21 protein-coding genes are annotated in these 22895 nt (G+C 61.2%); 8 read left to right on the forward strand and 13 right to left on the reverse strand.

Translation table 11 applies throughout. The features are described 5' to 3' along the window. The first annotated feature begins 119 nt into the window (after positions 1-119). The 3 genes from AC0JZ8_RS12385 to AC0JZ8_RS12395 all read left to right on the forward strand — a co-directional run bounded on the left by AC0JZ8_RS12385 (position 120) and on the right by AC0JZ8_RS12395 (position 1787). Positions 120-953: a DUF4432 family protein gene (locus AC0JZ8_RS12385; RefSeq protein ID WP_471892621.1), complete on the forward strand. Its 834-nt coding sequence runs from the start codon at positions 120-122 to the stop codon at positions 951-953. 74 nt (positions 954-1027) lie between these two features. Beyond that, complete coding sequence (locus tag AC0JZ8_RS12390; RefSeq protein WP_062456086.1) at positions 1028-1366, forward strand: protein tyrosine phosphatase family protein; 339 nt, start codon at positions 1028-1030, stop codon at positions 1364-1366. Positions 1367-1445: 79 nt separating this feature from the next. Continuing rightward, positions 1446-1787: a RidA family protein gene (locus AC0JZ8_RS12395; RefSeq protein WP_062456089.1), complete on the forward strand. Its 342-nt coding sequence runs from the start codon at positions 1446-1448 to the stop codon at positions 1785-1787. Positions 1788-1863: 76 nt separating this feature from the next. Here the strand turns inward: AC0JZ8_RS12395 and AC0JZ8_RS12400 are convergent, their stop codons facing one another. The 5 genes from AC0JZ8_RS12400 to AC0JZ8_RS12420 form a co-directional block, all read right to left on the reverse strand. Then, positions 1864-1986: a hypothetical protein gene (locus AC0JZ8_RS12400; protein WP_256413794.1), complete on the reverse strand. Its 123-nt coding sequence runs from the start codon at positions 1984-1986 to the stop codon at positions 1864-1866. Positions 1987-2047: 61 nt separating this feature from the next. Beyond that, positions 2048-3697 carry a thiamine pyrophosphate-binding protein gene (locus tag AC0JZ8_RS12405; protein WP_471892622.1) on the reverse strand — a complete coding sequence of 550 codons (1650 nt, stop codon included), beginning with the start codon at positions 3695-3697 and terminating at the stop codon, positions 2048-2050. After that, positions 3694-4893 (reverse strand): succinate--glutarate CoA-transferase, encoded by a 1200-nt coding sequence (caiB, locus tag AC0JZ8_RS12410; RefSeq protein WP_471892623.1) that lies wholly within the window; start codon positions 4891-4893, stop codon positions 3694-3696. The genes AC0JZ8_RS12405 and caiB overlap by 4 nt, the downstream gene beginning before the upstream one ends. Position 4894: 1 nt before the next feature. Continuing rightward, a complete protein-coding gene (locus AC0JZ8_RS12415; protein WP_471892624.1) occupies positions 4895-5860 on the reverse strand; it encodes a DMT family transporter in 966 nt (321 codons plus the stop codon). Positions 5861-5914: 54 nt separating this feature from the next. Then, the gene (locus AC0JZ8_RS12420) at positions 5915-6877 is read right to left on the reverse strand and encodes an alpha/beta hydrolase (RefSeq protein WP_471892625.1); all 963 of its coding nucleotides are present in this window, start codon (positions 6875-6877) and stop codon (positions 5915-5917) included. A gap of 149 nt (positions 6878-7026) precedes the next feature. On the opposite strand from AC0JZ8_RS12420, the gene AC0JZ8_RS12425 reads away from it, so the two are divergent. The 4 genes from AC0JZ8_RS12425 to metF all read left to right on the forward strand — a co-directional run bounded on the left by AC0JZ8_RS12425 (position 7027) and on the right by metF (position 12655). Beyond that, positions 7027-8829, forward strand: a complete 1803-nt coding sequence (locus tag AC0JZ8_RS12425) for a hypothetical protein (protein ID WP_471892626.1) — start codon at positions 7027-7029, stop codon at positions 8827-8829. Positions 8830-8949: 120 nt separating this feature from the next. Next, the gene (gene ettA, locus AC0JZ8_RS12430; protein ID WP_062456108.1) at positions 8950-10599 is read left to right on the forward strand and encodes an energy-dependent translational throttle protein EttA; all 1650 of its coding nucleotides are present in this window, start codon (positions 8950-8952) and stop codon (positions 10597-10599) included. 150 nt (positions 10600-10749) lie between these two features. Continuing rightward, the gene (locus AC0JZ8_RS12435; protein WP_471892627.1) at positions 10750-11748 is read left to right on the forward strand and encodes an ArsR/SmtB family transcription factor; all 999 of its coding nucleotides are present in this window, start codon (positions 10750-10752) and stop codon (positions 11746-11748) included. A gap of 10 nt (positions 11749-11758) precedes the next feature. Beyond that, positions 11759-12655 (forward strand): methylenetetrahydrofolate reductase [NAD(P)H], encoded by an 897-nt coding sequence (metF, locus tag AC0JZ8_RS12440; RefSeq protein WP_113167056.1) that lies wholly within the window; start codon positions 11759-11761, stop codon positions 12653-12655. A gap of 412 nt (positions 12656-13067) precedes the next feature. Here metF and AC0JZ8_RS12445 read toward each other — a convergent pair whose 3' ends face one another. From AC0JZ8_RS12445 to AC0JZ8_RS12465, 5 genes are all read right to left on the reverse strand, one after another. Further along, a complete protein-coding gene (locus AC0JZ8_RS12445) occupies positions 13068-13982 on the reverse strand; it encodes a DMT family transporter (RefSeq protein WP_471892628.1) in 915 nt (304 codons plus the stop codon). An 89-nt stretch (positions 13983-14071) separates the two neighbouring features. Next, the gene (locus tag AC0JZ8_RS12450) at positions 14072-15301 is read right to left on the reverse strand and encodes a lytic murein transglycosylase (protein WP_192086331.1); all 1230 of its coding nucleotides are present in this window, start codon (positions 15299-15301) and stop codon (positions 14072-14074) included. 130 nt (positions 15302-15431) lie between these two features. Beyond that, a complete protein-coding gene (locus AC0JZ8_RS12455; protein WP_062456127.1) occupies positions 15432-16226 on the reverse strand; it encodes a glycoside hydrolase family 25 protein in 795 nt (264 codons plus the stop codon). A gap of 133 nt (positions 16227-16359) precedes the next feature. Continuing rightward, positions 16360-17043, reverse strand: coding sequence for a class I SAM-dependent methyltransferase (locus AC0JZ8_RS12460; RefSeq protein ID WP_113110672.1), 684 nt, complete (start codon positions 17041-17043; stop codon positions 16360-16362). Beyond that, positions 17043-18302 (reverse strand): BtaA family protein, encoded by a 1260-nt coding sequence (locus AC0JZ8_RS12465; RefSeq protein WP_471892629.1) that lies wholly within the window; start codon positions 18300-18302, stop codon positions 17043-17045. The genes AC0JZ8_RS12460 and AC0JZ8_RS12465 overlap by 1 nt, the downstream gene beginning before the upstream one ends. A 108-nt stretch (positions 18303-18410) precedes the next feature. Between AC0JZ8_RS12465 and AC0JZ8_RS12470 the strand changes: the two genes are divergently transcribed. Next, positions 18411-19769 carry a serine hydrolase domain-containing protein gene (locus AC0JZ8_RS12470; RefSeq protein WP_471892630.1) on the forward strand — a complete coding sequence of 453 codons (1359 nt, stop codon included), beginning with the start codon at positions 18411-18413 and terminating at the stop codon, positions 19767-19769. On the opposite strand, the gene AC0JZ8_RS12475 is transcribed toward AC0JZ8_RS12470, so the two are convergent. The 3 genes from AC0JZ8_RS12475 to AC0JZ8_RS12485 form a co-directional block, all read right to left on the reverse strand. Beyond that, positions 19709-20851 (reverse strand): transglycosylase SLT domain-containing protein, encoded by a 1143-nt coding sequence (locus AC0JZ8_RS12475; RefSeq protein ID WP_430254150.1) that lies wholly within the window; start codon positions 20849-20851, stop codon positions 19709-19711. The two genes, AC0JZ8_RS12470 and AC0JZ8_RS12475, sit on opposite strands and share 61 nt — an antisense overlap. Positions 20852-20963: 112 nt before the next feature. Beyond that, positions 20964-21599 carry a hypothetical protein gene (locus AC0JZ8_RS12480; RefSeq protein ID WP_062456138.1) on the reverse strand — a complete coding sequence of 212 codons (636 nt, stop codon included), beginning with the start codon at positions 21597-21599 and terminating at the stop codon, positions 20964-20966. Between the two features lie 49 nt (positions 21600-21648). Continuing rightward, complete coding sequence (locus AC0JZ8_RS12485) at positions 21649-22860, reverse strand: pyrophosphate--fructose-6-phosphate 1-phosphotransferase (protein WP_471892631.1); 1212 nt, start codon at positions 22858-22860, stop codon at positions 21649-21651. Positions 22861-22895 lie beyond the last annotated feature (35 nt).

Here is a 22895-nt window from a genome sequence, read left to right on the forward strand (position 1 = left end):
TCCGTATCTGGTGCCATAGACAACGTAATTTCGACTTTACCGTGAGAAAAGTGAATTCGTTATGAACCGATGGTTAAATTCGATCACGATCCGGCGAGAGGCGCCGTGAGGGAGGTTTTATGAAAGCGTTTTCAGCAGGAAACGGGCCGAAGCTCACACTGGACGAGGCGTCTGTGCTGGATATCGGCGCGTGTTTCGTCGGCGGCATCGACATCGCGCCCGGCCGGGCCATTCCTGACGATGGCGATCCGCGAATCGACCATTCGCTGGAAGGGTTTTTGTTTACCTGCGGTCCCGACCACATCCGTCATCCCGAACCCATACCCGGTCGTCCCGATGGCGCGAAGTTTCCGCTGCACGGCTCCTACTCGTCGCACCCGGCCGAGATCGTGTTCTGGGATATGCAGGAGGATGCCGAATGCCGGGCGCGCGTTCCGGTCACGACAGCCGAGGGGGGATCCGCGCTTCTGGAACGCCGCTGGCGGATTGATGGAGTGACCGGAGAAGTCTGCCTGTCCGACAGGGTGACGAACACTGGAACGAAAGCCATCGCCCGGGTGCATATGTACCATATGAATATCGGGGCCTGGCTGCTGGACGACAACGTCCGTCTTTCGAGCGCGATGTTAGAGCAAAAAGAGATGCCCTGGAATTTCGGGCCCGAGCCAGGGAGCGTGTTCTGCGTGCCGGCAGCGGGCGGCGATCCCTGGGCGGAACTGGCCTTGGGACCGATCGCGGCGCTCGGTGGTCTCACGCTCAAAGTGCGTTTCAAGACCGACACGCTTCCATACCTGCAGATGTGGCGCAACCAGAAGCAGCCGGCGCATGTGCTGGGGATCGAGCCGGTCTCGCACCGGCTGGCCACCCGCGGCGAACTGGAGGCGTCAGGCGAGCTGAAATGGCTTCAACCCGGCGAAAGCGTCGACTACGGCCTGCGCTTCGTGTTTGCGTAAAAGGCCGCTTGGCGATTGACGCTCCCCGGGGTGCATCGTAAAGCTTGCCCCCTATCGAGAATGGAGGCTCTGCCATGGATATCCGCGAGATCAACGACGAATACTCGGTCTCAGGCCAGATCACGGTCGAAGACCTCGACCAGATCAAGGCGCTCGGCTTCAAGTCCATCGTCTGCAACCGCCCCGACGAGGAAGAGCCCGGCCAGCCGGATTTCGCCGCGATCGAGGCACGCGCCAAGGAGCTCGGTCTCGACATCCGCCATATCCCGGTCGGCCGCATGGGCCTGACACCGGAAGGCGTGACCGAGATGGTCGACGTGCTCGAAGATTTTCCCAAGCCGCTGCTTGGCTATTGCCGCTCGGGCGCACGCTCCACGGCGATCTACGAACAGAGCCTGCGCCTGCGCGGCTGATCGGTTCGAAAGCCTTTCCACGCAAGGGCGCGGTATGCCACGCCCTTAATTTCCGAAGCTCAGCATTCAGGAGCATTTTATGAGCATTCAGCGTATCGAGCCCGGCGCCCGCATGAGCGGCGCCGTCGTCCATGGCAACACCGTCTATCTGGCCGGCCAGGTTGGCGAAGGCGACAGCGTCACCGACCAGTGCAAGGACGCGCTTGCCGAAGTCGATCGTCTGCTGGCCGCTGCCGGCTCCGACAAGTCGAAGATCCTGCAGACCCTGATCTATCTCTCCGACATTGCTGATTTCGCCGAAATGAACGCAGCCTGGGAAGCATGGGTCGATCCGGCCAATACACCGGCCCGCGCCACCAGCGAAGCCAAGCTCGCTGCGCCAAAGTACAAGGTAGAGTTCATCGTGACTGCGGCGATCTGATCGCTCGGCTCATACGGACATGAAAAAGGGGGCCGGTGAAAACCGGCCCCCTTTTTGTATCGACGATCCCTTGGGATCACGGCTCGCCCGGCGTCATGCCGATGAAGTAGTAAGCCGCGAGTGCGAGACCGATAAAAAAGATGACGGCGACGAAGGTCGTCATGCCACCCAGTGCTTTGCGTTTTGTGTCATTTGCCATGCGCCATCAACGGCATGGCCGGCGGAATGTTCCGCCGAGTGATTGCGCAGATGCCGCCGTTTCAGTTCCTGTTGCGGATCTGCGTCAGCGTTTTGGCCGGCGTGATCGCTTCCGGATCGAGCCTGACTTCGATGATGGCCGGCTTTCCGCTTTCGCGGGCACGCAGGTAAGCGGGACCGAAATCCTCCGTCTTCTCTACCAGTTCGCCATGCCCGCCGAAGGCTTGCGCATAGGCGACGAAATCCGGATTGACGAGATCCGTCGCCGAGACGCGGCCGGGGTATTCTCGCTCCTGATGCATGCGGATCGTGCCGTAGATGCCGTTGTTGACGAGCACTGTGATGATCGGCAATCCGTAGCGGACCGCGGTGATGAATTCCTGGCCGTGCATCATGAAGCAGCCATCGCCCGCAAAGCAGACGACTTCGCGTTCCGGAAACAGCTGTTTGGCCGCGACTGCTGCCGGAAGGCCGTAGCCCATCGATCCTGATGTCGGTGCCGACTGGGTGTTGTATTTCCGGAACCGGTGGTAGCGGTGCACCCAGGTGGCATAGTTGCCAGCACCATTGGTAAAGATCGCGTCGGTCGGAACGTTTTCCTCGATCCAGGCCATGATCGGTCCCATGTGGACGTCGCCGGGGCCGCTTTTCGGGGGCGTCGACCACTTCAGATAGGAATCGTGCATCGACGATTTGCGCTCGGTCCAGAGCGGCAGTGCCGGTGGCTGCAGTTCCTTGATGGCCGCAACGAATTCTGCCGGTGCCGCGCAGATCGCCAGATCCGGACGGTACATCCGCCCAAGCTCTTCCGGATCCGGGTAGACATGGACCAGGGTCTGCTTGGGGTAGGGAATGTCGAGCAGGGTATAGGAGGAGGACGGCATTTCCGACATGCGGGCGCCGATGAGGATCAGGAGATCGCTGTCCTTTATTTCATGCGCAAGCGCCGGGTTGATGCCGATGCCGACATCGCCGGCATAGGATGGATGGAGGTGATCAAACAGCATCTGGCGACGGAATGAGCAGCCGACCGGCAGCTTGAAGCGGCTGGCGAAATCCTGGAAATCCGAAACCGTTTTCTCGTCCCAGCGGGTGCCGCCGAGGATTACCATCGGCCGCCTTGCATTGCGCAGCATCTCGTCGAAGGTCGCGATCTGGCTCTTGCCGGGATGGCTTTCGACCGGGGTATAGGGGCGGGCCTGAACCGCCTCGACCGCTTCCGTCAGCATATCCTCGGGCAGCGTCAGCACGACTGGGCCGGGGCGGCCGGAAGTGGCGACGGCAAAGGCGCGGGTGACGAATTCCGGAATACGGCGGGCATCGTCGATTTCGCCGACCCATTTGGCGAACTCGGTAAAGGCGCGGCGGTATTCGACTTCCTGAAACGCTTCGCGTTCCTTCATGTCGCGGCCGATCTGGCCGATGAACAGGATCATCGGGATCGAATCCTGTTTGGCGATGTGGAGACCGGCAGACGCGTTGGTGGCGCCGGGGCCACGGGTGACCATGCAGATGCCGGGTTGGCCCGTCAGCCGCCCCCAGCTGTCCGCCATCATCGCCGCGCCGCCTTCCTGGCGGCAGACGAGAACCTCGATACCGCTTTCATAGAGCGCGTCGAGCACGGCAAGATAGCTCTCGCCCGGGACGCAGGACACTCTGCTCACCCCGTTTGCCTTCAGTGCCTCGACGATCAGTTCTCCACCCGTTTTCATCGATTGCGCTCCTTTTCGATCATGTTCAGTTCGGCAAGAATTTCGGCCGTGTGCTCGCCCACGTTCGGGCTCGGCCGGTGATAGGCAAGCGGCGTCTCCGATAGCACGATCGGGCTGCGGACGCCGGGGATGACAGTGCCGTCGGCTGCCTCGAGATCCACACGCAGACCGCGCGCCTTGACCTGGGGATCCTCGAACATTTCACCGATCGAATTGATCGGTCCGACAGGCACGGCATTGTCGCCGCAGGCGGACAGGAGATCAGCCTTGGTCCACTTGATCGTCTCGGCGATCAGCAGACTGCGGACCTCGATCCGGTGCGCGACACGCGCCTTGTTGGTGGAAAACCGCTCGTCGTCTGCCACATGCTCGATGCCGAGAATTCGGCAGAAGCGGCGGAACTGGCCGTCATTGCCAACGGCGAGAATGATGTAGCCGTCCTGGACGTTGATCACCTCATAAGGAGAGATGTTCGGATGGGCGTTGCCGAGGCGGACCGGCGAGATGCCTGATATCAGGTAGTTCATGTTCTGGTTGGCAAGGACCGCCGACATGACATCGAGCAGCGCCATGTCGATATGCTGGCCTTCGCCCGTCCTCATGACGTGGATCAGCGCGCTCTGGATGGCGGTGACGGAATAGATGCCGGTAAAGATGTCGGCGATGGCGACGCCCGACTTCATCGGCTGGCCGTCGGGTTCGCCAGTGATCGACATGAAGCCGGACATGCCCTGGACGATATAGTCGTATCCGGCAAGGCTCGCATAGGGCCCGTCCTGGCCGAAGCCGGTAATCGAGCAGTAGATCAGCTTCGGATTGATCGTCTTCAGGCTCGCGTAGTCGAGCCCGTATTTGTTGAGACCGCCGACCTTGAAGTTCTCGATTAGGACGTCCGATTGCGCAGCGAGGCGGCGGACGATGTCCTGGCCTTCTTCGGTCTTCAGATCGACTGCGATCGACCGCTTTCCACGGTTGGTCGAATGGTAATAGGCGGCCGAGAGGTTTTCACCGTCGATGCTTTCGACGAAGGGAGGTCCCCAGGCGCGGGTATCGTCGCCGCCGTCAGGGTTTTCCACCTTGACCACATCGGCGCCCATATCGGCCAGCATCTGTCCGGCCCAGGGACCTGCGAGCACGCGGGCCAGTTCGAGAACGCGAATGCCGGCGAGCGGCGGCTTTTTCTTCGGCTCATCCATATCAGGGGCTTACCACTGTGTTTTCGCTGTTGGTGACGGGCTTGAGCGAGGCGGCGCGGCGTTCGCGCCAGATGATGTAGAGGCCTGACCCGATGATGATGGAGATGCCGAGCCATTTTACCGGATCCGGAAAATCGCCGAAGACCAGCCAGCCCAGCAAGGTGGCCGAGACGATCTCGAAATACTGAAGCGGCGCAATGACCGAGGCGGGTGCTGCGCGATAGGCATAGACGGCGAGCAGGCCGGAGAGGGCGGCGACCGCGCCGACCCCGACCATCCACGTGATCGTCGTCAAGTCGGGGATCGACGGCGCCATGAATTCGATGCCGCTGACATGACCGATCAGGAGGAGGGCACCTGAGATCGGAATGCCCCAGAGCGACATCTGAAACTGCATCGACCATGGGTTTTCGCGATGGGCGAGCGCCCGCGTCATCAGGGCGAAGACGGCGACGCCGAAAGCTGTGACCACGGGCAATACCGCGATATAGCCAATTTCCTGGAAGCTCGGGCGGATGACGATCATCGCGCCCAGGAAGCCGACGCCGCAAGCCGTGTAGCGCCGCCAGCCGATGATCTCCTTGAGGAAGATCGACGACATGACGGTGAGGATAATCGGCTCGACGAAGAAGATCGCGACGGCATCGGCAACTTCCATGACGGCGAGCGTTGCGACGAAGCAGATCATCGAGAGCGTGATCACGGCCGCGCGGATGGCGTGATAGAAACTGAGCTCCCAGGAGAAATTGCGCCATGACCCGGTCCACAGCACGATCGGCAGCATGCAAAGGCCCTGGACGATGAAGCGCACCATCGTGATGAGCGTCGGGGAGGCGTTGGCAGTTGCAAGCTTGGAAAACACGTCGATCAGCGGCGTGATCAGCATGGCAAGCAGCATCAGGCCCATGCCGGCGGAAATGCCGGACGCTTGCAGAGCAGGTCTCGTATGCGCATGCGGTGACGTCATGGCAAAGCTATACCTTCGGCATTCTCCGAGCGCACTTGAGGAAATGTCATGAACTCATTCCGTTTGCGTGCGGGTATCGCGCGACGGATCTGAGCGACGCGAGGTGAGCGTTTTCGCCCATTCGGCGAAGGCGTTGGTCGCGCGGTCCCGGACGCGATCGTTCAGGGTCTCGTGGCGGGTTTGCGGGTAGATGATCGTCTCGACATTGTTCATGCCGCGTTTCTGGAACCTGTCCGCGAGCCAGCGGATGGCGCGCCCTCCATCCGTCGCCGGATCGTCCGTGCCACCGACCAGATTGACCGGCAAGTCGGCGGGCAGGCGGTCCAGAAGCGCGGGGCCCCGGTAGGACATCTCGAAGATGTCGAGCCAGAGCGAGACGCTGGCATCGAAACCGCAGAGCGGGTCGGCAACATAGGCATCGACTTCGGTTTGGTCGTGGCTCAGCCAGTCGAAATCCGTGCGATGGCCGGGGATCGATTTTCCCCATGCGCCGAAAGTCAGTTTCGGCAGATGCGTGCTTGGAACATCAGACCCTTTTAGCGCGCGCTCGACAAGCAGAATTGCTTGGGCACCGCGCCCGGCGAGGCCTGGATTGAAGTTGGAGTTCCAGACGGCAATCCCGTCGAAGGCCTGCGGATAATCGATCGCGGCATTGAGGGCGATGAGGCCGCCCATCGAATGCCCCAAGAGAATGATCGGCAGGCCCGGATGCCCCTTGGCGGCGAGATCGCGAACCGCTTTCACATCCGGGGTCACGATGCTTGCACCGTCCCGCAAGGCAAATCGGCCGATCGGTAAGCCGGGTGCCGTGGTCTCGCCATGGCCGCGATGGTCGGGCGCATAGACATGGAAACCGTGCGTCGCCATCGCCTCGGCAAACCGCCGGTAACGGCGGGAATGGTCGGCGAGACCGTGCAAGACGAGGATGACGCCACGGCCGTCCGATGTCGCGGGTTGATGATGAAATGCTATGCGTGCGCCCGTCGAACTATCGAGCCAGTTGGTTGTGTCAAACATCGCTATTCCTGCGGCACCGACGCTGTCAGTCGCTTGTCCTGCCCGGCCGCCTCTCCCGTTCGATCTTTCGCAGAGGCAATCCGGTAGCGCAATGTTAATTCAAGCTAGGTAAGCCGGTGCTGAAGGGCAAAACGCAGGTGGCTTCGAGGATGGCTGGCGCGAGGAGAGGCGAGGCAGGTGCGTCATTGACGCGGCAGGGGGGATCACTCCTGCGGATCTTTTCCGTTGTCTATCTGACGGCCATCCTGTTGGTGGTAATCGACCTTTCCGACGGGGAACCGTTCTTTGCCGATGTGGATGATGTTCTTCGGGGCGTTCAGATTCGCCATTTGTTATCCGCATCCGGGTCCTTCTGGGACCTGACATTGCCGATGATCTACAGCCCGGGGATCTATGTCTCGCCCTGGTCCCGTCTTGTCGATCTTCCCTATGTCGGCCTTTCCCTCCTGCTGACACCGCTGCTTGGCCGCGACGAAGCCATTTCCGCGTCCCTGCTGATCTGGCCGCCGATGCTGCTTTCGGTCTATGGGCTGTTCGTGGCCATGATCTGGAGACGCATTGCTCCGATCACCGAGGGTATCCATTATCTCAGGCTGGCGGCTGGGACGTTCGCGATGCTGTATGCGGTATTCGAATTTGTGCCCGGTCGGATCGACCATCACAATCTCCAGATCGTTGCGTTGATGGCCGTTGCCTACGGTCTTGTCCGCTTCGATCGTATCGGCGGTATCGTTGTGGGTCTCGGGACCGTCATTTCGGTCGCTATCGCACTCGAAGGTCTTCCGTTCCTGTCCATCATGTTCGGCGGACTTCTTCTGGCATTCCTCACAGGCACGACCAGGGCGGCCGAAACGCTTTCGGCGGCCTCGGCCACAATATGTATCGCCACTGTTCCAATAGCTCTGGCGCTGCTCGGTCCATCGGGTGCGATGTCGATGCAGTGCGATGCGTTCTCCGGACCCTATATCGGTCTTCTTTCCGGTTTCTCCGGCGCGTCCTGGCTGGCCTGCAGATTTTTGGCAGGTGCATCCGGCTGGGTGAAACTGTCCGTCATCGCCGTTGCCTCGATCGGCGTCCTCGTCGCAACTGGCATCGGTTTTCCTGAATGCCTTGCGGGGCCCTATGCCGGGATGGATCCGCTTGCCAAGCAGCTATGGTTCGACCGTGTGCCGCAGGAGCAGGGACTGCTTCACTACGCAGGCGACTCGCCGTTGGCGGGCATCGTGCTGATCGGCATTTTCGTCACCATATTGGCGCTCGCGGCGCCACGGGTTTTGAACGAGGTTCGCGCCGGTAACCCGGGCGTCGCGGTTGTGTTCGTCACCGCGATTGTCAGTGTGGTGCTGGCGATCTGCCTGCTTCGCTACATCCGTTTCCCATTCGTCCTTTGTGCACTTTTCGTGCCGCTGGCGCTCCGCCATCTCGATGAGACATCAAGCCAACCCGGCCGGGCGGTAAGGAGCTTGCTGGTCGTCGTGGCTGGCGTCTTCATGCTCACGTTCGGTCTGTGGATGCTCTCGCGGCCACGAGAGATACACGGCGATGCCGTGCAGGCGATGACCATAGGCGACTGCAAGACCAGTGACCTGTCGGTGATCTCAAAGCTCGGAGAGGGACATCTTCTGGCACCGCCGGCACTTGCGATGTCCGTGCTGATGACCAAGGTGCCTTCGGGGCTGACGGTCGGGCCGATCCCGTTTCACCGGGCCTCACGCGGGATGGCAAACGCCTATACAGCCTTCATCTCACCCGATCCGGAGACCCGTCGCCAGACCCTTGCACCGTTCGATTATGTGGCCGTCTGCGGTCTCCCCGCACCGTCCGAGCAAGGATCGGCGCCACTCTACGATGCATTGTCGGCAGGGCAGAGCTGGCCGGGCCTCGTACGGCTCGATACAGGTCCCGCAAATCCGTTTCAGCTTTTCCGGATCGACCACGCAAACCTGCACTAGATTGCCTCCCGTGCCGCGATTCCGGATGGAAAGCGCACTGTTTGCGCCTCGTATGCGTTGCTCCCAAGCCCGTCTTCGCCTACATAGCGGGCAAACAAATTCCCCGGAGCACATTTATCCATGGCACGTCAGTTCATCTATCACATGTCGGGGCTGAACAAGTCCTACGGCGCCAAGAAGATCCTCGAGAACGTCAACCTGTCCTTCTATCCGGATGCCAAGATCGGTATCCTCGGTCCGAACGGTGCGGGTAAGTCGACCGTTCTGCGCATCATCGCCGGACAGGACAAGGAGTTCACCGGTGAGGCCTGGCTCGCCGAAGGTGCGACCGTCGGCTATCTCGAGCAGGAACCGCATCTCGACCCGACAAAGACGGCGTTCGAGAACGTCATGGTCGGCGTTGCTGCCAAGACCGCGGTGCTCGAGCGCTACAACGAACTGATGATGAACTATTCCGACGAGACCGCCGACGAAGGCGCCAAGCTCCAGGACGTCATCGACGCACAGAACCTCTGGGATCTCGACAAGCAGGTCGAAATGGCGATGGAAGCGCTACGCTGCCCGCCGAAGGATTCGGACGTCACGCTGCTTTCGGGTGGTGAGCGTCGCCGTATCGCGCTCTGCCGTCTGCTGCTGTCGCAGCCGGACCTGCTGCTCCTTGACGAACCGACCAACCACCTTGACGCCGAGACCATCGCGTGGCTCGAAAAGCACCTGCGCGACTATCCCGGCGCCGTGATGATGATCACCCACGATCGCTACTTCCTCGACAACGTCACCGGCTGGATCCTCGAGCTCGACCGCGGCCGCGGGATTCCATACGAAGGCAACTACTCGGCTTACCTGCTGGCGAAGGCCAAGCGCATGCAGCAGGAGTCCCGCGAAGATGCCGGCCGCCAGAAGGCGATCAGCCGTGAACAGGAATGGATCGCCTCCAGCCCGAAGGCCCGTCAGGCCAAGTCGAAGGCCCGTATCAAGGCCTACGAACAGCTGGTCGATGCTGCCGACGGCATCCGTCCCGGCGATGCGCAGATCATCATCCCCGTGTCCGAGCGTCTCGGCCAGGTGGTGATCGAGATGGAAGGCATCAACAAGGGCTTCGAAGGCCGCACGCTGATCAACGACCTGTCGATCAAGCTGCCGCCAGGCGGCATCGTCGGCATTATCGGCCCGAACGGCGCCGGCAAGACGACCCTGTTCAAGATGATCACGGGACAGGAAAAGCCGGATGCCGGCTCTGTCCGCATCGGTGAAACCGTCCATCTCGGTTACGTCGACCAGAGCCGCGATGCTCTCGACGGCAACAAGACCGTGTGGGAAGAAATCTCGGGCGGTGCCGAAGTCATCAAGCTCGGCAAGTTCGACATGAACTCCCGCGCCTATTGCGGCGCCTTCAACTTCAAGGGCGGCGATCAGCAGCAGAAGGTCGGCAACCTGTCGGGTGGTCAGCGTAACCGCGTCCACCTTGCCAAGATGCTGAAGGCCGGCGGCAACGTTCTGCTGCTCGACGAACCGACCAACGACCTTGATACGGAAACACTGGGCGCTCTCGAAAGCGCGCTCGAAGCGTTTGCCGGCTGCGCGATCATCATCAGCCATGATCGCATGTTCCTTGACCGGTTGGCGACGCATATCCTCGCGTTCGAAGGCGATGGCCATGTGGAATGGTTCGAAGGCAACTTCGAGGATTACGAAGAGGACAAGATCCGTCGTCTCGGCCCTGATGCTCTCAATCCCGGCAGCCAGGCCCACAAGCGCCTGACACGCTAACTGCGACAGACGCAGTTTGAAGCTTACAAAAACCCGGGGTCGTCCCCGGGTTTTTTTGTAGGAATGCAGGCTGAAATCCCGTTGCGTCTTGCATGACAATTTGAAATCACATAAACATATCTTTATATGTTGATTGTGAAGGCGTGTTGTATGGGGTTGGTCCTCGATGAACTGGTAGATGTGCTGAAGACGGCAGGGGAGCCCACACGGTTTCGTTTGCTGGTGCTTTTGGCCGCAGGCGATCTGACCGTCACGGATCTGACCGAGATTCTTGGCCAATCTCAGCCTCGGATCTCGCGTCATCTCAAGCTGTTGACCGAAGAAGCGCTGATCGAGCGATACCAGGAAGGCGCCTGGGCTTACTTTCGGCTGCGCCAGGAAGGGAACGGCGCTGCACTGGTCCAGACTTTGCTCGCCTCCGCTTCGCAGGATGATCCGGTGCTTGTGCGTGACCGCGAGCGTCTGACAACTGTGAAAAACCAGCGCTCGGCGAAGGCGCAGGAGTATTTCAGCCGCAACGCTTCGCAGTGGGACGAGCTTCGTCGTCTGCATGCGAGCGACGAGACGGTCGAAGAGGCGCTGCTACGGCTGATCGGTCCTTCGCCGGTTGATTCGCTGCTCGATCTCGGCACGGGAACGGGCTGGATCCTGCAGTTGCTGGCAAGCCGCTATCGCCGCGCGATCGGTGTCGATGCCAGCCGCGACATGCTGGCTGTCGCCCGATCCAATCTCGACGATGCAGGCATCGTCAAGGCATCCGTCCGGCACGGCGACATTCTCAATCCGCCTGTTGAAGGCCAGGATTTCGATCTCATCACCATTCACCAGGTACTGCATTTTCTCGACCGGCCTGATCTTGCGATCGCCGAAGCCGCCCGCATGCTGCGGCCCGGCGGGCGATTGCTGATCGTCGATTTTGCGCCGCATGCGCTGGAGCATCTGCGTGACGAGCACGCGCATCTGCGCCTCGGTTTCTCCCATCAGGCGATGAACGAGTGGCTGAACAGAGTGGGCCTGGACGTTCAAAAGGTGATCGACCTCAGCCCCGGCCGCGAAGGCGCACTCACGGTGACCGTGTGGCTTGCCGGCGACCGTCGCCTGCTGATGGCGAAAGCCGACACACCCGCTCTCGCCGAAACCGTTATCTAGGAGCCTGATCATGGATACACCCGCAGCCAAGGCCCCGTTCAAGCTCTCCTACGAGTTCTTTCCGCCGAAGTCCGAGGAGATGCAGACGCAGCTCTGGGAAACGGTCGATGCGCTTGCAGCCTTCAAGCCGGAATTCGTCACGATGACCTATGGCGCCGGAGGCTCCACGCGCGAGCCGACGCTCGCAGCGGTTCAGCGTATGATCAACGATGCCAAACTCCAGACCGCTGCGCATCTGACCTGCGTCGATGCCGCGCGCGAGGAGGTCAAGTCTGTTGTCGAGGAGTACCGGGCAGCGGGCGTTCGTCGCATCGTCGCGCTGCGCGGAGATTCGAGCGCAGGCGTCGGCGCGGCCTATACGCCGCATCCGGACGGGTTCTCCGACACGGCCGATCTCGTTCGCATGCTGGTCGAGTATGGCGACATGGATATTTCCGTCTCTGCCTATCCGGAAATGCATCCGGAAAGCCCGAGCATGGCCGCCGATATCGATACGCTCAAGCGCAAGGCAGATGCAGGTGCCAACCGTGCCCTGACGCAGTTCTTCTTCGACAACGAAGTGTTCGAGCGCTATCTCGAGGCCGTTCATGCGGCGGGCATCACCATCCCGATCGTGCCCGGTATCATGCCGATCCAGAACCTGACTCAGCTGAAGCGTTTTGCGGGCCGCTGCGGCGCCACCGTTCCGGCGTTTCTCGATGCCCGCTTCGAAGGTCTGGACGACAAGCCTGATGATCGTGCCAAGGTGGCGGCCGATGTCGCGGCCGAGCAGATCGCAGACCTGATGCGCCGCGGTCACGATCACTTCCATCTCTACACGATGAACCGCGTCCCGCTGGTCTCAGGTGTGCTGGAACGGCTTGGCCGGCATCCTGACAAGAATGCAAACGTCGGTAACGCTGCGTAGCGCCGACAATGGAAAAAGCGCATGTCCCATGCGGGAACATGCGCTTTTGTAATGCTGCCGATTATCAAACGGTCAGTCCGAGGTATCACCGGTCACCGGTTGCATGCGTTGTTTTGGAATGCGTCTAGATGAATAACATCGAAGCGACGAACACAAACGCAATACCAACCACCAGGACATTGAGAGGGTAGGTTCTTCCCATGTCTGCCTCCTTGCGTTGACTGACAGAGTTTATGTCTGTTTCATGGCAAATGGAAAGAGGGAAACTGTGCTGCGGCGCATCAAGATGCGGCCGAAACCGACCGATCATTTTCCATCTTATTGATTTGACAACGGAAAGCCCCGTTAACGGAAGTTTTCAAAGTGTTAAATATCGCGATCAGACGGTTAACAGTACCGTTTCCAGCGAGGACTACGTCGCTGTTGTGCGGGTGCGAAGGATTCGCCCATCCAGCAGAAGGAGCCCTGCACAGATGACCGCCATGCCGGCAATATCATTCCATTCCAGTCGTTCGCCGAGGAAGAATACTCCCAGAAGAATGGCGCTCGGAGGGATGAGCAGCGTGACGAGGGAAGCGTTGGTTGCGCCGGCCAGTGCCAGGACCCTGAAGAAGATCAGGTAGGCGAGCGCGGTCGAGAGTAACGCCAACGCTACGATAGCCATGACGACGTGAGGAGACGGTGCAGCAAGCGTCCAGGGTTGGTCCGCGACCAGCGAGACCGGCAGTATCATCAGGCTCGACGCCGTGAGCTGTCCCGTGGCTGTCACCGGGGCCGGAATGCCGCGGAAGCGTTTTCCGTAGGTGCCGGCGATACCATAGGAGATCGCGGCGGCGATCGGCAGGAGCAGCGCCCAGAGCGGTGCTGCCGTATCTGTAATCGTGCTCGGGCCGATCAGGATGCAGGTGCCGACAAGGCCTGCAGCGCATCCTGCGAGCTTTGCCCCGGTCAGCTTTTCGTCCGACGTCCACTGGTTGGCGATGATGACGGTCCAGATCGGCGTCGTCGCGTTGAGGATCGAGGCAAGGCCTGCGCCGATCTCCGTCTGGCCGAAGAAGATCAGCGTGTGCGGCAGAGCGTTGTTGAGGAAGCCCATTGCGACAAAGGCGCGCCAGTGGGTGGCAAGGATGGAGTAGGTTCCGTTGCGGCCGTGCAGGTAGATGTGGAGAGCGAGCGCCGCAAGACCGAGGCGCAGAAACACCAGCGTGAAGGGCGGTACTTCCTGGACGGCGATGCGGGCGAAGAAGAACGAGCCGCCCCAGAGAAGGCCGAGCACGAACAGCAATGCCCAGGCGACGGGGGTCAGTCTGGCTGCGGCGGATGACATGGAATGCCTTTATTGATGCTGCTCGAAGATAAAACGGGCGGCGGTCAGCCCGCCACCCGTTTCATGTCATGTGATGCAAGGCCCGCTGATCAAAGCGCGGACAGCAAAGCCTGGGTCGGCCAGCCGTCGGCCGGCATGCCGAGGCGTGCCTGTTCCTTCTGGACGGCAACGCGCGTGCCGGAGCCCAGAATGCCATCGATCTTGCCGACGTCATAGCCATGCGCCTGAAGCTTGGTCTGCAGTGCCTTCATGCCCGTATCGTCGAGACCCGGTTCCGGGTTGCCCTTCAGGTAAGGCGGGGCGCCGGAGAGGCGGGTGGCGAAATAGGCGGCAGACGTCGTGTAGATGAACGACTGGTTCCACTGCAGGTAGATGCCAAAGTTCGGATAGGTCAGGAACGCGGGTCCCTTGCGGCCCTGCGGCAGAACGAGTGCTGCCGGCAGATTGCCGAAGGACGTGACGCCGTCGCGCGGCGTGACGCCATAGGAAAACCATTCGCTGGCCGGGATCTCGTTGCCGAGGCCGCTCTTTTCGAAGGGCAGGCTTTCCGGTAGCGTCACTTCCTGGATCCAGGGCTGGCCGGGCGTGAAGCCCATGCTCTGAATGAATTTGGCCGCCGTCAGGATGGCGTCGGGACCGCTCGTCTTGACGTTGATATGGCCGCTGTTGTCGCCATCGACGCCGTGCGCGATGATGTCTTCCGGCAGCATCTGCACCTGGCCGATTTCGCCGGCCCATGCGCCGGTGTTGGTGGCCGGGTCGAGATCGCCGTGCTGGACCATCTCGATCAGCGCGATCAGCTGCGGCCGGAACAGGCCAGGACGGCGGCAGTCATGCGACAGCGTGACAAGCGCGTTGCGGGTGTTGAAATCGCCCTGAACGGCACCGAAATCGGTTTCCATCGCCCAGAATGCGGTGATGACTCCAGGCGCAACACCGAATTCGCTCTGGGCGCGGCCGAACACGTCCGAAAGCTGCTTCATCTTCTGACGACCGATATCGAGGCGGCCCTGGCTGACGGTGCGCTGCGAGAATTCGAGGAAGGTCTGGCGGAAGACGCCCTGCGCGCGGTCGCGTGACAGAACCTTCTGGTCGATCTCGGCGCCTGCAAATGCCTGATCCGCGGCGGCAGCGGTAGCGCCGGCTTTGATCGCGTCAGCCTTGACGCCGTCGAGGAAGGTCGCAAGATCGCCGCCGCAAGGTGCTGCCGGAATTGGCGGAGCGGTCGGCTGAGTGGCTGTCTGGGCAAGGGCGGTGGAAGAGAGGCAGGCGGCGAGAGCACAAGCCAAAGCTGCGCGGCGGACAAGTGTCGAAGACATCAGCGGTTTCCTAAAATCGATTTCTTCCGCGCGACATGGTCACTGGTGGACATGGGCGCAGACCCTCAGGTCGCGCCGGTTTTAGCGTAACGTCAGATACATTGCCAGAGAGCTTGTGCGGGTTAGCACATCAGTCGGCCGACGCAATAAACGTCTTCCACGCTTTGCTGTTTCCGGCAAAGACATTGATATCGGTTGCGCCCTTGACGCCCGGGACAACGCCTGTTGCGGTGTATTGCCAGAACGCCCACTTGCGGTCCGTATAGATCTTGGTCGGATGGGCGGCGACCGAGCGAACCCAGAAATGGTAGTTGGGGAAGGCGCCGACGAGGTTGTCGCGGTGGAAATCGACCGACGTGTAGATGATCGGCCGCTTGCCGTAGTGGGCCTCGATCCTGTCCATGAAGCGTTTCATGCTGGCCCGCACGGTCTGCGGATCCGGCTTCAGCTTGCAGGTGGGCGAGGCGTGGTTCCATTCCATGTCCAGCACCGGCGGCAGCATGTTTGCTTCCTTGGGAACATTGGCGATGAACCAGTCTGCCTGATCTTCCGGTGTCGAGCAGAAATAGTAGAAATGATAGGCCGCGTGCGGAATGCCGGCATTGGCCGCGTTGCGCCAATGGGTGGTGAAGGCGGAATCGATGCGGTCCTTGCCCTCGGTGCCCTTGATGAAGACGAAGGCGACGCCGGATTTCTTCACCGTCTGCCAGTCGATGTCGGTGCCGTTCCATTTCGACAGGTCGATGCCGTGAACCTCGTGGCGGCCCGGATGGTTGGCGCCGAAATCCTGCGGATCCGTGTCCTTGAACTTCATCTGCCGGACAGAGCCAGTATCGACCAGATCGTAGCTTGTGGACGTACAACCGGACATCAGAAGCGCGGCAGACAGGACGGCAGCAGAAAGAACGGTTGGAAGCCGGGGCATGAAGGTTCCGTGTTAGGGCAGAGACAAAGAGCCTTGTCCGCGATCGAGTGGGCAAAAGGGAGGCGTAGCGTCCCGTTTACCATAAGCTCGTAAAAATTCAGTTAGAAAGCAAGATCTGGAATACGCTTAGTGATTATCCCCGGCGGCGAAGGATCGCCCGCCAGGCATAGCCGCTACCGATCACCTCGAACATCATGTCGGCCTTTGCCGGTGCGAGACGCTTTTCCAGCGCCTGTTCGAGAGTGGCGCGCGGGGTCACATGAAAGCGGGCGAGCCAGGATTTGAGCGCAGATCCCATGACGTTCGGCAGGTTTTCCTGCTGTCCGAAGTCGATGATATGCAGCGACCCTTGAGGCGACAGCGCCGCAAGGGCGGCGTCGATCGCCTTCTCCCAGTCTGGGATCATCGACAGGGCGTAGGAAATGAGGATCCGGTCGAAACCGTTGACGCCGAACTCCTCCGCCGTGAATGTCGTGGCATCTGCGACCTTCAGAATAGGCTTTATTCCTGTGCCGCGGAAATTCGCGTCTGCCGTCTGGAGCATCTGCGCGGAGATATCGAGGCCGTAAAGTTTCGCGTTCGGGAAAAGCTTGTGGGAGAGGAGAAGGTTGCGGCCGGTTCCGCAGCCGACTTCCAGCACGCTTCCTCCGACTGGCGGGGCAAGGCCTGCGATCGTGCCATCGCGTCCCAGGAGATAGTATTTGCGGGTGAGGTCGTAGATATGCCGCTGGTAGCGGTACATCCGATCCATCCTGCCGGCATGGCCGATCTCTTCGCGATTGGCCGGTTCGAGGTTGCCTGCGTCGGTCTCTGCCATCAGTCGGCCTTTGCGTAGACATGGAAGCCGCCGTAGATGGCGGAGCGGTCCTGCAGGTTGAGGGCCTGCGAGCGCTCGTCGAGATAGGTCCAGCGCGCGGCAAGCGAGGGCGAGAGGCGCCCTTCGATGACGCTGCGCTCGGCGGCCGTCCGGAAGATCACCCGGGCGCCGACAGCGGCCGTCCGGTCGATCTCCGACCAGAGGTCGTTGATCTGCTGGTCGTTCATCCAGTCTTGGGCGTCCAGCAAGACGTAGCGATCGATTGAGCCTGCCGTCTTGCGCTTGAGGAGAGCCGTGAAACTCTCGTGGTGAACGGCGACCCGGTCTGTGGCGGCACGGATCGCCTTGTAGTTGCCGGCCTTGAGATAGGTGGGCAGCGTGCCTTCGTGGGCGGCGGGATAGCGGCGGACGAACGCCTGCCAGGCGAAATAATTGTCCTTCAGAGGAAAATGACACGCGAGCTTTTCGAGACGCTCCCGCAGCACGGTCGCGATTGAGCCGTTATCGCTGCCGCCGGTCGCCATGCCGGCCAGCTCGTCATATTGCTGCGGCGGAATGCCAAGTCCGAACAGCGAGCTCTTGTTCGAGGTAATCCAGCGGACCAGTTTTCTGTCGAACAGGGGCGCGATCTCTTCGTCGAAGAAGCGGCGCTGATCTCGGACCGATTTGGTCTGCGCCATCTTCGTCAGATCGACGCCATGCAGGCGCGCCAGAAGGTGTCCCGCGCCGATGAACCGGCCGAGAAGCCCGGTGCGGTAGATGTTGCGGTCGAACACGGAGACGCGGCGACGGCCGGTGATAGACCGCTTCTGCCAGTAACTGCGGGTTGCGCGATCCAGATGCGACGCGATCAGTCTGTCGAAGGTGACGCTGTTCGATCGTGTACCCTGCGCCGAGAGAAACCTGACGACATCCATATGGCTCGGCAGATGACGGAATGCCGCGAGCTTCAGCCGATTCAGCGCGACATGGTGGGGGTTGAGATCCACGACATCGATGCTGCGCGGATTGCGGGAGAGGTAGGCCAGCATATTGCAGCCACCGGAGCCGATGGTGACGATCGCATGCTCCGATGAGAGCTCCATTGCTTCCATGTCGACGTCTGGATCTTCCCAGATCTGAGGATAGACGAGACCGGAAAACAGGAGCCCGAACAGCCGTTCCGACAGCCCTTCGCGCGAAAATAGTTTGTGCTGGAGCAGCGCATCCTTGAGCTTCTGATTGCTGGTGAAACCGGTTTCCCTGACGACGTCGGCCATTGCGTCTCTCGCTGCGTGAATTATTTCGCGATCTGTAGAACGCAGGCCTAAACCCGGCATGCTACAGCTGGATGACGCGGGCTGTTGGTGAACAAGGACATTTGACATATGCGCCTGATGAAGCGGATCGTGACGGGAACTGCCGCGGCATTGGTACTTGGAATCGTCGGGGGACTGGCGTGGATCACCATTGCGCCGCCGCAACTGCTTCGGGTCGGAAGCGGCTATGCGGCCAAGATCGTCTGCTCCAACGTGTTTCTGGCCGGACGCGATCCGCAGGAGGTGCTGGCGATCGACGTGCAGGCGCCGGGCAACCCGCTGCTCCTGATGATGCGGGTGACCGTTGACCGCGATTCCGGCCGGGTCGACGCCGGGCTGCTTGGCTTCATCGGAACCAATCAGGCAACCTACAGGCCTGGCCTCGGCTGCACCGTTTCGCCGGATGGTTCGGCGTTGCCGCAAGTCGCGCTGCCGCCGCGATCATCGCCCTCGGTCGATCAGGCTTCGCCCTGGCCGGTGGGGCAGGGGGTCGAACGCGATCCGCGTGTGATGGAGGTTCTAGAGGATAAGTCGCTGACGGGGCCTGGCATGCGGGCTGTGGTGGTCGTCAAGAACGGGCGCATCATCGGCGAGGGGTATGGAGACGGCTTCTCGAAGGATACGCCGTTGCTCGGCTGGTCAATGACGAAAACCGTCAATGCGGCGTTGATCGGTACGATGATGGAGAGCGGCCGGATGTCGCTCGGAGATCGTGATCTTCTGCCCGCGTGGAGCAACGACAAACGACGCGAAATCACGCTTGCCAACCTTCTCGCCATGGAAAGCGGGCTTGGTTTCAACGAGGATTACGGTGCCGTCGCCGATGTCACGCGGATGCTCTACCTCGAACCCGACATGGCCGCGTTCGCGGCCACGATCCCGCTCGAGGCAGATCCGGGCGCGCGTTTCCGATATTCGTCGGGCACCAGCATACTTCTGTCGAAGATATGGATGGACAGGATCGGTGATCGCGCGACGGCTCTTGGCTATCCATCCAGGGCCTTGTTCGATCCGCTCGGCATGACAAGCGCCGTCATGGAGCCGGATGCGGCGGGGACGTTTGCCGGCAGTTCCTATCTCTATGCGACCGGGCGCGACTGGGCACGGTTCGGCCTGTTTCTGGCGCGCGACGGGGTGTGGAAAGGGATGCGACTGCTCCCCGAGGGCTTTGTGCACCTGATGCAGGAGCCGAATGCACATTCGGGCGGACGGTTTTCGAAGATGCAGACGTGGCTGCCGAAGGCCGATGGTATGCCGCTACCGGCAGATACTTTCTACCTGCAGGGCCACGACGGGCAGACAATTGCTGTCATGCCGTCGGCTGATCTCGTGGTGGTTCGGCTTGGGCTGACGCCCAGGTCGCTGGGTTACGAACCGGGCTTGCTGTTCGGCGCCGTTGCGAAGGCGACAGGTGTCGCAGGGCTCTGATCGGCCTTCAGCACATGCAGCATGTCGCGACGCTTGGCGTCGTAGTAATAACCGCGGGCATAGAGGCGGATGGCGTTGTCGTTCTTGTTGTCGGCAACGAGCCAGGCGCCGCGGAGATATCGGATCGCGTATTTAAGATTGGTCTCGGCGTCCAGCAGGCCTTCCGGCTTGCCCTGGTAGCCCATCGACTTCGCGGTCGAGTACTTGATCTGCATCAGGCCCCAGTAGCCGTTCTTGTGATAGGCCTTGGGATTGTATTTGCTTTCGCGATGGACGACGCGGTGCACCAGCGATTCCGGCACGCCGTAGAGACCGGCATAGCGCTTGATGAGCTTCTTGAGGTCTGCAGGCGCGTTCGACGCGGTATCCGGCATCGGCTCGCCGGGAGCCGGCGGAAAGTCCTTGATATTGCCCATGGCCGAGACCGCAGCCACAGCGCGGGGAGCGGCTGCATAGGCAAGCGTGGAGCTTGCGGCAGCCGGCGTTGCAGCACCAGCAATAGCGCTCGATGTAAGCGTGGCTGGACGCGGTGTCGGCACGACCGATTGCAGCGCCACCATATCCGGCGTCAGTTCTTCCTCGTCGAGCGCGATGGCCTGCGCCGCTGCCGGCTGGATCTGGCCAGACGCAACGGCGGTCGCGACCGGCGGCGACACGAGACGGCTCGACTTCTGGGTCATGACCGAACCGGCTGCCGGCTTGAGCGGCTGCGCCGAAGCAAGGCTCACGGGCTGGACCGCGGTTGCGATCGGCGGCGGCGTGAAGGCAACGATCGGCGCCATGGTCGGAGACGCCATGGCGGCATTCTGAGCCGATACGGTTTCTACGGTCGGCGGAACCGGAACGGCAATGCGACCGCTCTTGGCGATCTGCGCCATTGTCTGGCCGGGCGCCATTTGTTGAGATTGATCGGCGGCGGAAGAATTGTACTGGATGACGAGCTGACCGTCAGCTGACGTGGTCTGAGACGGCTGACCGGACGCGACTTTTGTATCGCGCTCAACGCTGGAGCATCCAGCCAGAACGGAAGACATCGCAAGCGCCACAGCAGCTCTACGGCTGACGAATCTGACCACCGTCATCAGGTTGCTCTCATTTGAAATGGTTACCGTACCCGCCAAAAAGTCACCGATTGTGGATTTCCATTAACGTATAAGGCGGCGCCCGGCAAGTCGAAGGACGCTTTCTGTTTCCTCAAGCAGCGATTCGCCGGAAACCAGCCGTCACGGCACGCCTGGCGATGAATACCGTGCCGGGCTTGTTCAAGGCTGGATTGCGCCTCGAAAATCGCTTTGTGCCCCGCAGCGCAAGGCTGGGGATGAGTGCCTGTGCCAACGCACTGCCAGCGATGGAGGCGAGAAAAATCGCCGTCAGCACTTCGGCCTGGAGCGAGAGCGACAGCGAAGGGCGCAGAAACTGTGCAGTCAGCGCGGCAAGAATGATCGCGTATCTGGGGGTGCGAACGCATCGAACGAAGACGTCTGCGAAGATCCGGTCAAACCGCCGCGTCGGCAGATTGTCATTGTCGGCGAGCGGCGCGCGGACCTGTGGGTCCTGGAAGCACCAGAGTACATAGACCATGGCGTAGGCGATGCCGACCCAGCCGATCGCGGTCATGGCCGATGGCGCGTAAAAACAGACAAGCAGTAGCGGCGCGAGGCCCGCGGTGAAGGCGAGACCCAGTCCCAAGGCCAATGCGGGGACCGTCACGACTGCGCTTAGACGGCCGCGCTGCTTGGAATAGAGCGCGACTGTCCTCGTCAGCGGGTTGGGAAGGATGACGAGGGCCACAGCGGTCGCGGCAAATGCGAACCATGTTTCGATCGTCATCACATTCCTCCGGAGCCCACGGCTCTCGTTTGTCGCTCAGCGCGACGCGTTATACGGTTTCGTAGGGCTGGCCGATATGGTCCATCACCTCGCCGAACCATTTTGCCGTCAGATCGAAATGTTTTCCACCCTTGATTCGGGGAAATTCGATGGTTCTCAGTTTTCCGCCCTGGTCTTCATCATGGCCGGTGACGCCGGACACCTTGTTGAGAGCGCTTTCGACCGCAAGATCGACCATGCCCTGGATGAGGCGAAGATCATCACCATTGGCCGGGGCCGAGCGGGCGAAATAGCCCGACTTCTGGACCACCGAGCGTTCGGCACCGATGAGGCCCGCAAACTGGTTCTGGAACCAGCCACCGACATTGATCGTGTCGAGCTTCACATGGCCGAACGCATCGCGCTTGACGGTGTCGCCGGCGGCTTCCCGTTCCGCGATGATCGTATTCATGCCGGCACCTTCCGAGACGAAGATCGTCACGGTGCCGCGTTCTTCCATCACGCGCTTCAGGCGTGCCGACTCTTGTTCGAGGTCGAACTCCAGTTCCGGCAAATAGAGGCCATCGATGCTTTTCAGCTCGGCGTTCATCATGAGGCCGTCGACATACTCGTTGCCGCGGCTCTGCTCGATATAGGCGCGCGCCGTTGCGGCCGTCAGCCAGCCGCAGTGGCGACCCATGACTTCGTGGATCACGAAAGTGCGGGGGGCGGCGGTCTGCTCGTTGCTGACATTGTCGAAGAAACGCGCGCCGACTTCGGCGGCCGTCCATGCGCCGAGCGACTGGCGGATTGGCACGACGTCGTTATCGACGGTCTTCGGAAGACCGACGACGGTGAGATCATAGCCATTTGCGCCGAGGTAGGCTGCGAGATCGGCTGCCGTCGTGTTGGTGTCGTCGCCGCCGATCGTGTGAAGGATCGTAACGCCGTCCTTGGCGAGTCGTTCGGCTGCGACCTGCAGTGGGTTGTCGCCTTCCTTGACGAGGCCACGCTTGACGCAATCGGCGGCGTTGGTGAGCTTGACGCGGCTGTTGCCGATCGGCGAGCCGCCGTAACGATGAAGGAGAGGAGCCTTTTCACGCATCTCGGATGTGATCGCGATGCTGTCGCCCAAGAGCACGCCCTGGTAGCCGGAGCGGTAGGCAATGATGTCCAGATCAGGGGCAACATCCGAGTAGCGCTCGATCAGTCCGCCGACGGCAGACGAGAGGCAGGGCGCAAGGCCGCCGGCGGTCAGCAGTGCGACTTTCTGTTTGGACATCGATCCTCCTTGATGCGCTCAGGCGCAAGAAACTG

Source organism: Velazquezella soli (assembly GCF_977018685.1).

Excerpts from the sequence above, each read along its gene's own strand:
- AC0JZ8_RS12405 (WP_471892622.1), bottom strand. The coding sequence starts at position 3,697 with ATGAAAACGGGTGGAGAACTGATCGTCGAGGCACTGAAGGCAAACGGG.
- metF (WP_113167056.1), top strand. The coding sequence starts at position 11,759 with ATGGATACACCCGCAGCCAAGGCCCCGTTCAAGCTCTCCTACGAGTTC.
- caiB (WP_471892623.1), bottom strand. The coding sequence starts at position 4,893 with ATGGATGAGCCGAAGAAAAAGCCGCCGCTCGCCGGCATTCGCGTTCTC.
- AC0JZ8_RS12390 (WP_062456086.1), top strand. The coding sequence starts at position 1,028 with ATGGATATCCGCGAGATCAACGACGAATACTCGGTCTCAGGCCAGATC.
- AC0JZ8_RS12420 (WP_471892625.1), bottom strand. The coding sequence starts at position 6,877 with ATGTTTGACACAACCAACTGGCTCGATAGTTCGACGGGCGCACGCATA.
- AC0JZ8_RS12450 (WP_192086331.1), bottom strand. The coding sequence starts at position 15,301 with ATGTCTTCGACACTTGTCCGCCGCGCAGCTTTGGCTTGTGCTCTCGCC.
- AC0JZ8_RS12475 (WP_430254150.1), bottom strand. The coding sequence starts at position 20,851 with ATGACGGTGGTCAGATTCGTCAGCCGTAGAGCTGCTGTGGCGCTTGCG.
- AC0JZ8_RS12465 (WP_471892629.1), bottom strand. The coding sequence starts at position 18,302 with ATGGCCGACGTCGTCAGGGAAACCGGTTTCACCAGCAATCAGAAGCTC.
- AC0JZ8_RS12480 (WP_062456138.1), bottom strand. The coding sequence starts at position 21,599 with ATGACGATCGAAACATGGTTCGCATTTGCCGCGACCGCTGTGGCCCTC.
- AC0JZ8_RS12470 (WP_471892630.1), top strand. The coding sequence starts at position 18,411 with ATGCGCCTGATGAAGCGGATCGTGACGGGAACTGCCGCGGCATTGGTA.
- ettA (WP_062456108.1), top strand. The coding sequence starts at position 8,950 with ATGGCACGTCAGTTCATCTATCACATGTCGGGGCTGAACAAGTCCTAC.
- AC0JZ8_RS12455 (WP_062456127.1), bottom strand. The coding sequence starts at position 16,226 with ATGCCCCGGCTTCCAACCGTTCTTTCTGCTGCCGTCCTGTCTGCCGCG.
- AC0JZ8_RS12485 (WP_471892631.1), bottom strand. The coding sequence starts at position 22,860 with ATGTCCAAACAGAAAGTCGCACTGCTGACCGCCGGCGGCCTTGCGCCC.
- AC0JZ8_RS12395 (WP_062456089.1), top strand. The coding sequence starts at position 1,446 with ATGAGCATTCAGCGTATCGAGCCCGGCGCCCGCATGAGCGGCGCCGTC.
- AC0JZ8_RS12435 (WP_471892627.1), top strand. The coding sequence starts at position 10,750 with ATGGGGTTGGTCCTCGATGAACTGGTAGATGTGCTGAAGACGGCAGGG.
- AC0JZ8_RS12385 (WP_471892621.1), top strand. The coding sequence starts at position 120 with ATGAAAGCGTTTTCAGCAGGAAACGGGCCGAAGCTCACACTGGACGAG.
- AC0JZ8_RS12445 (WP_471892628.1), bottom strand. The coding sequence starts at position 13,982 with ATGTCATCCGCCGCAGCCAGACTGACCCCCGTCGCCTGGGCATTGCTG.
- AC0JZ8_RS12400 (WP_256413794.1), bottom strand. The coding sequence starts at position 1,986 with ATGGCAAATGACACAAAACGCAAAGCACTGGGTGGCATGACGACCTTC.
- AC0JZ8_RS12460 (WP_113110672.1), bottom strand. The coding sequence starts at position 17,043 with ATGGCAGAGACCGACGCAGGCAACCTCGAACCGGCCAATCGCGAAGAG.
- AC0JZ8_RS12415 (WP_471892624.1), bottom strand. The coding sequence starts at position 5,860 with ATGACGTCACCGCATGCGCATACGAGACCTGCTCTGCAAGCGTCCGGC.
- AC0JZ8_RS12425 (WP_471892626.1), top strand. The coding sequence starts at position 7,027 with ATGGCTGGCGCGAGGAGAGGCGAGGCAGGTGCGTCATTGACGCGGCAG.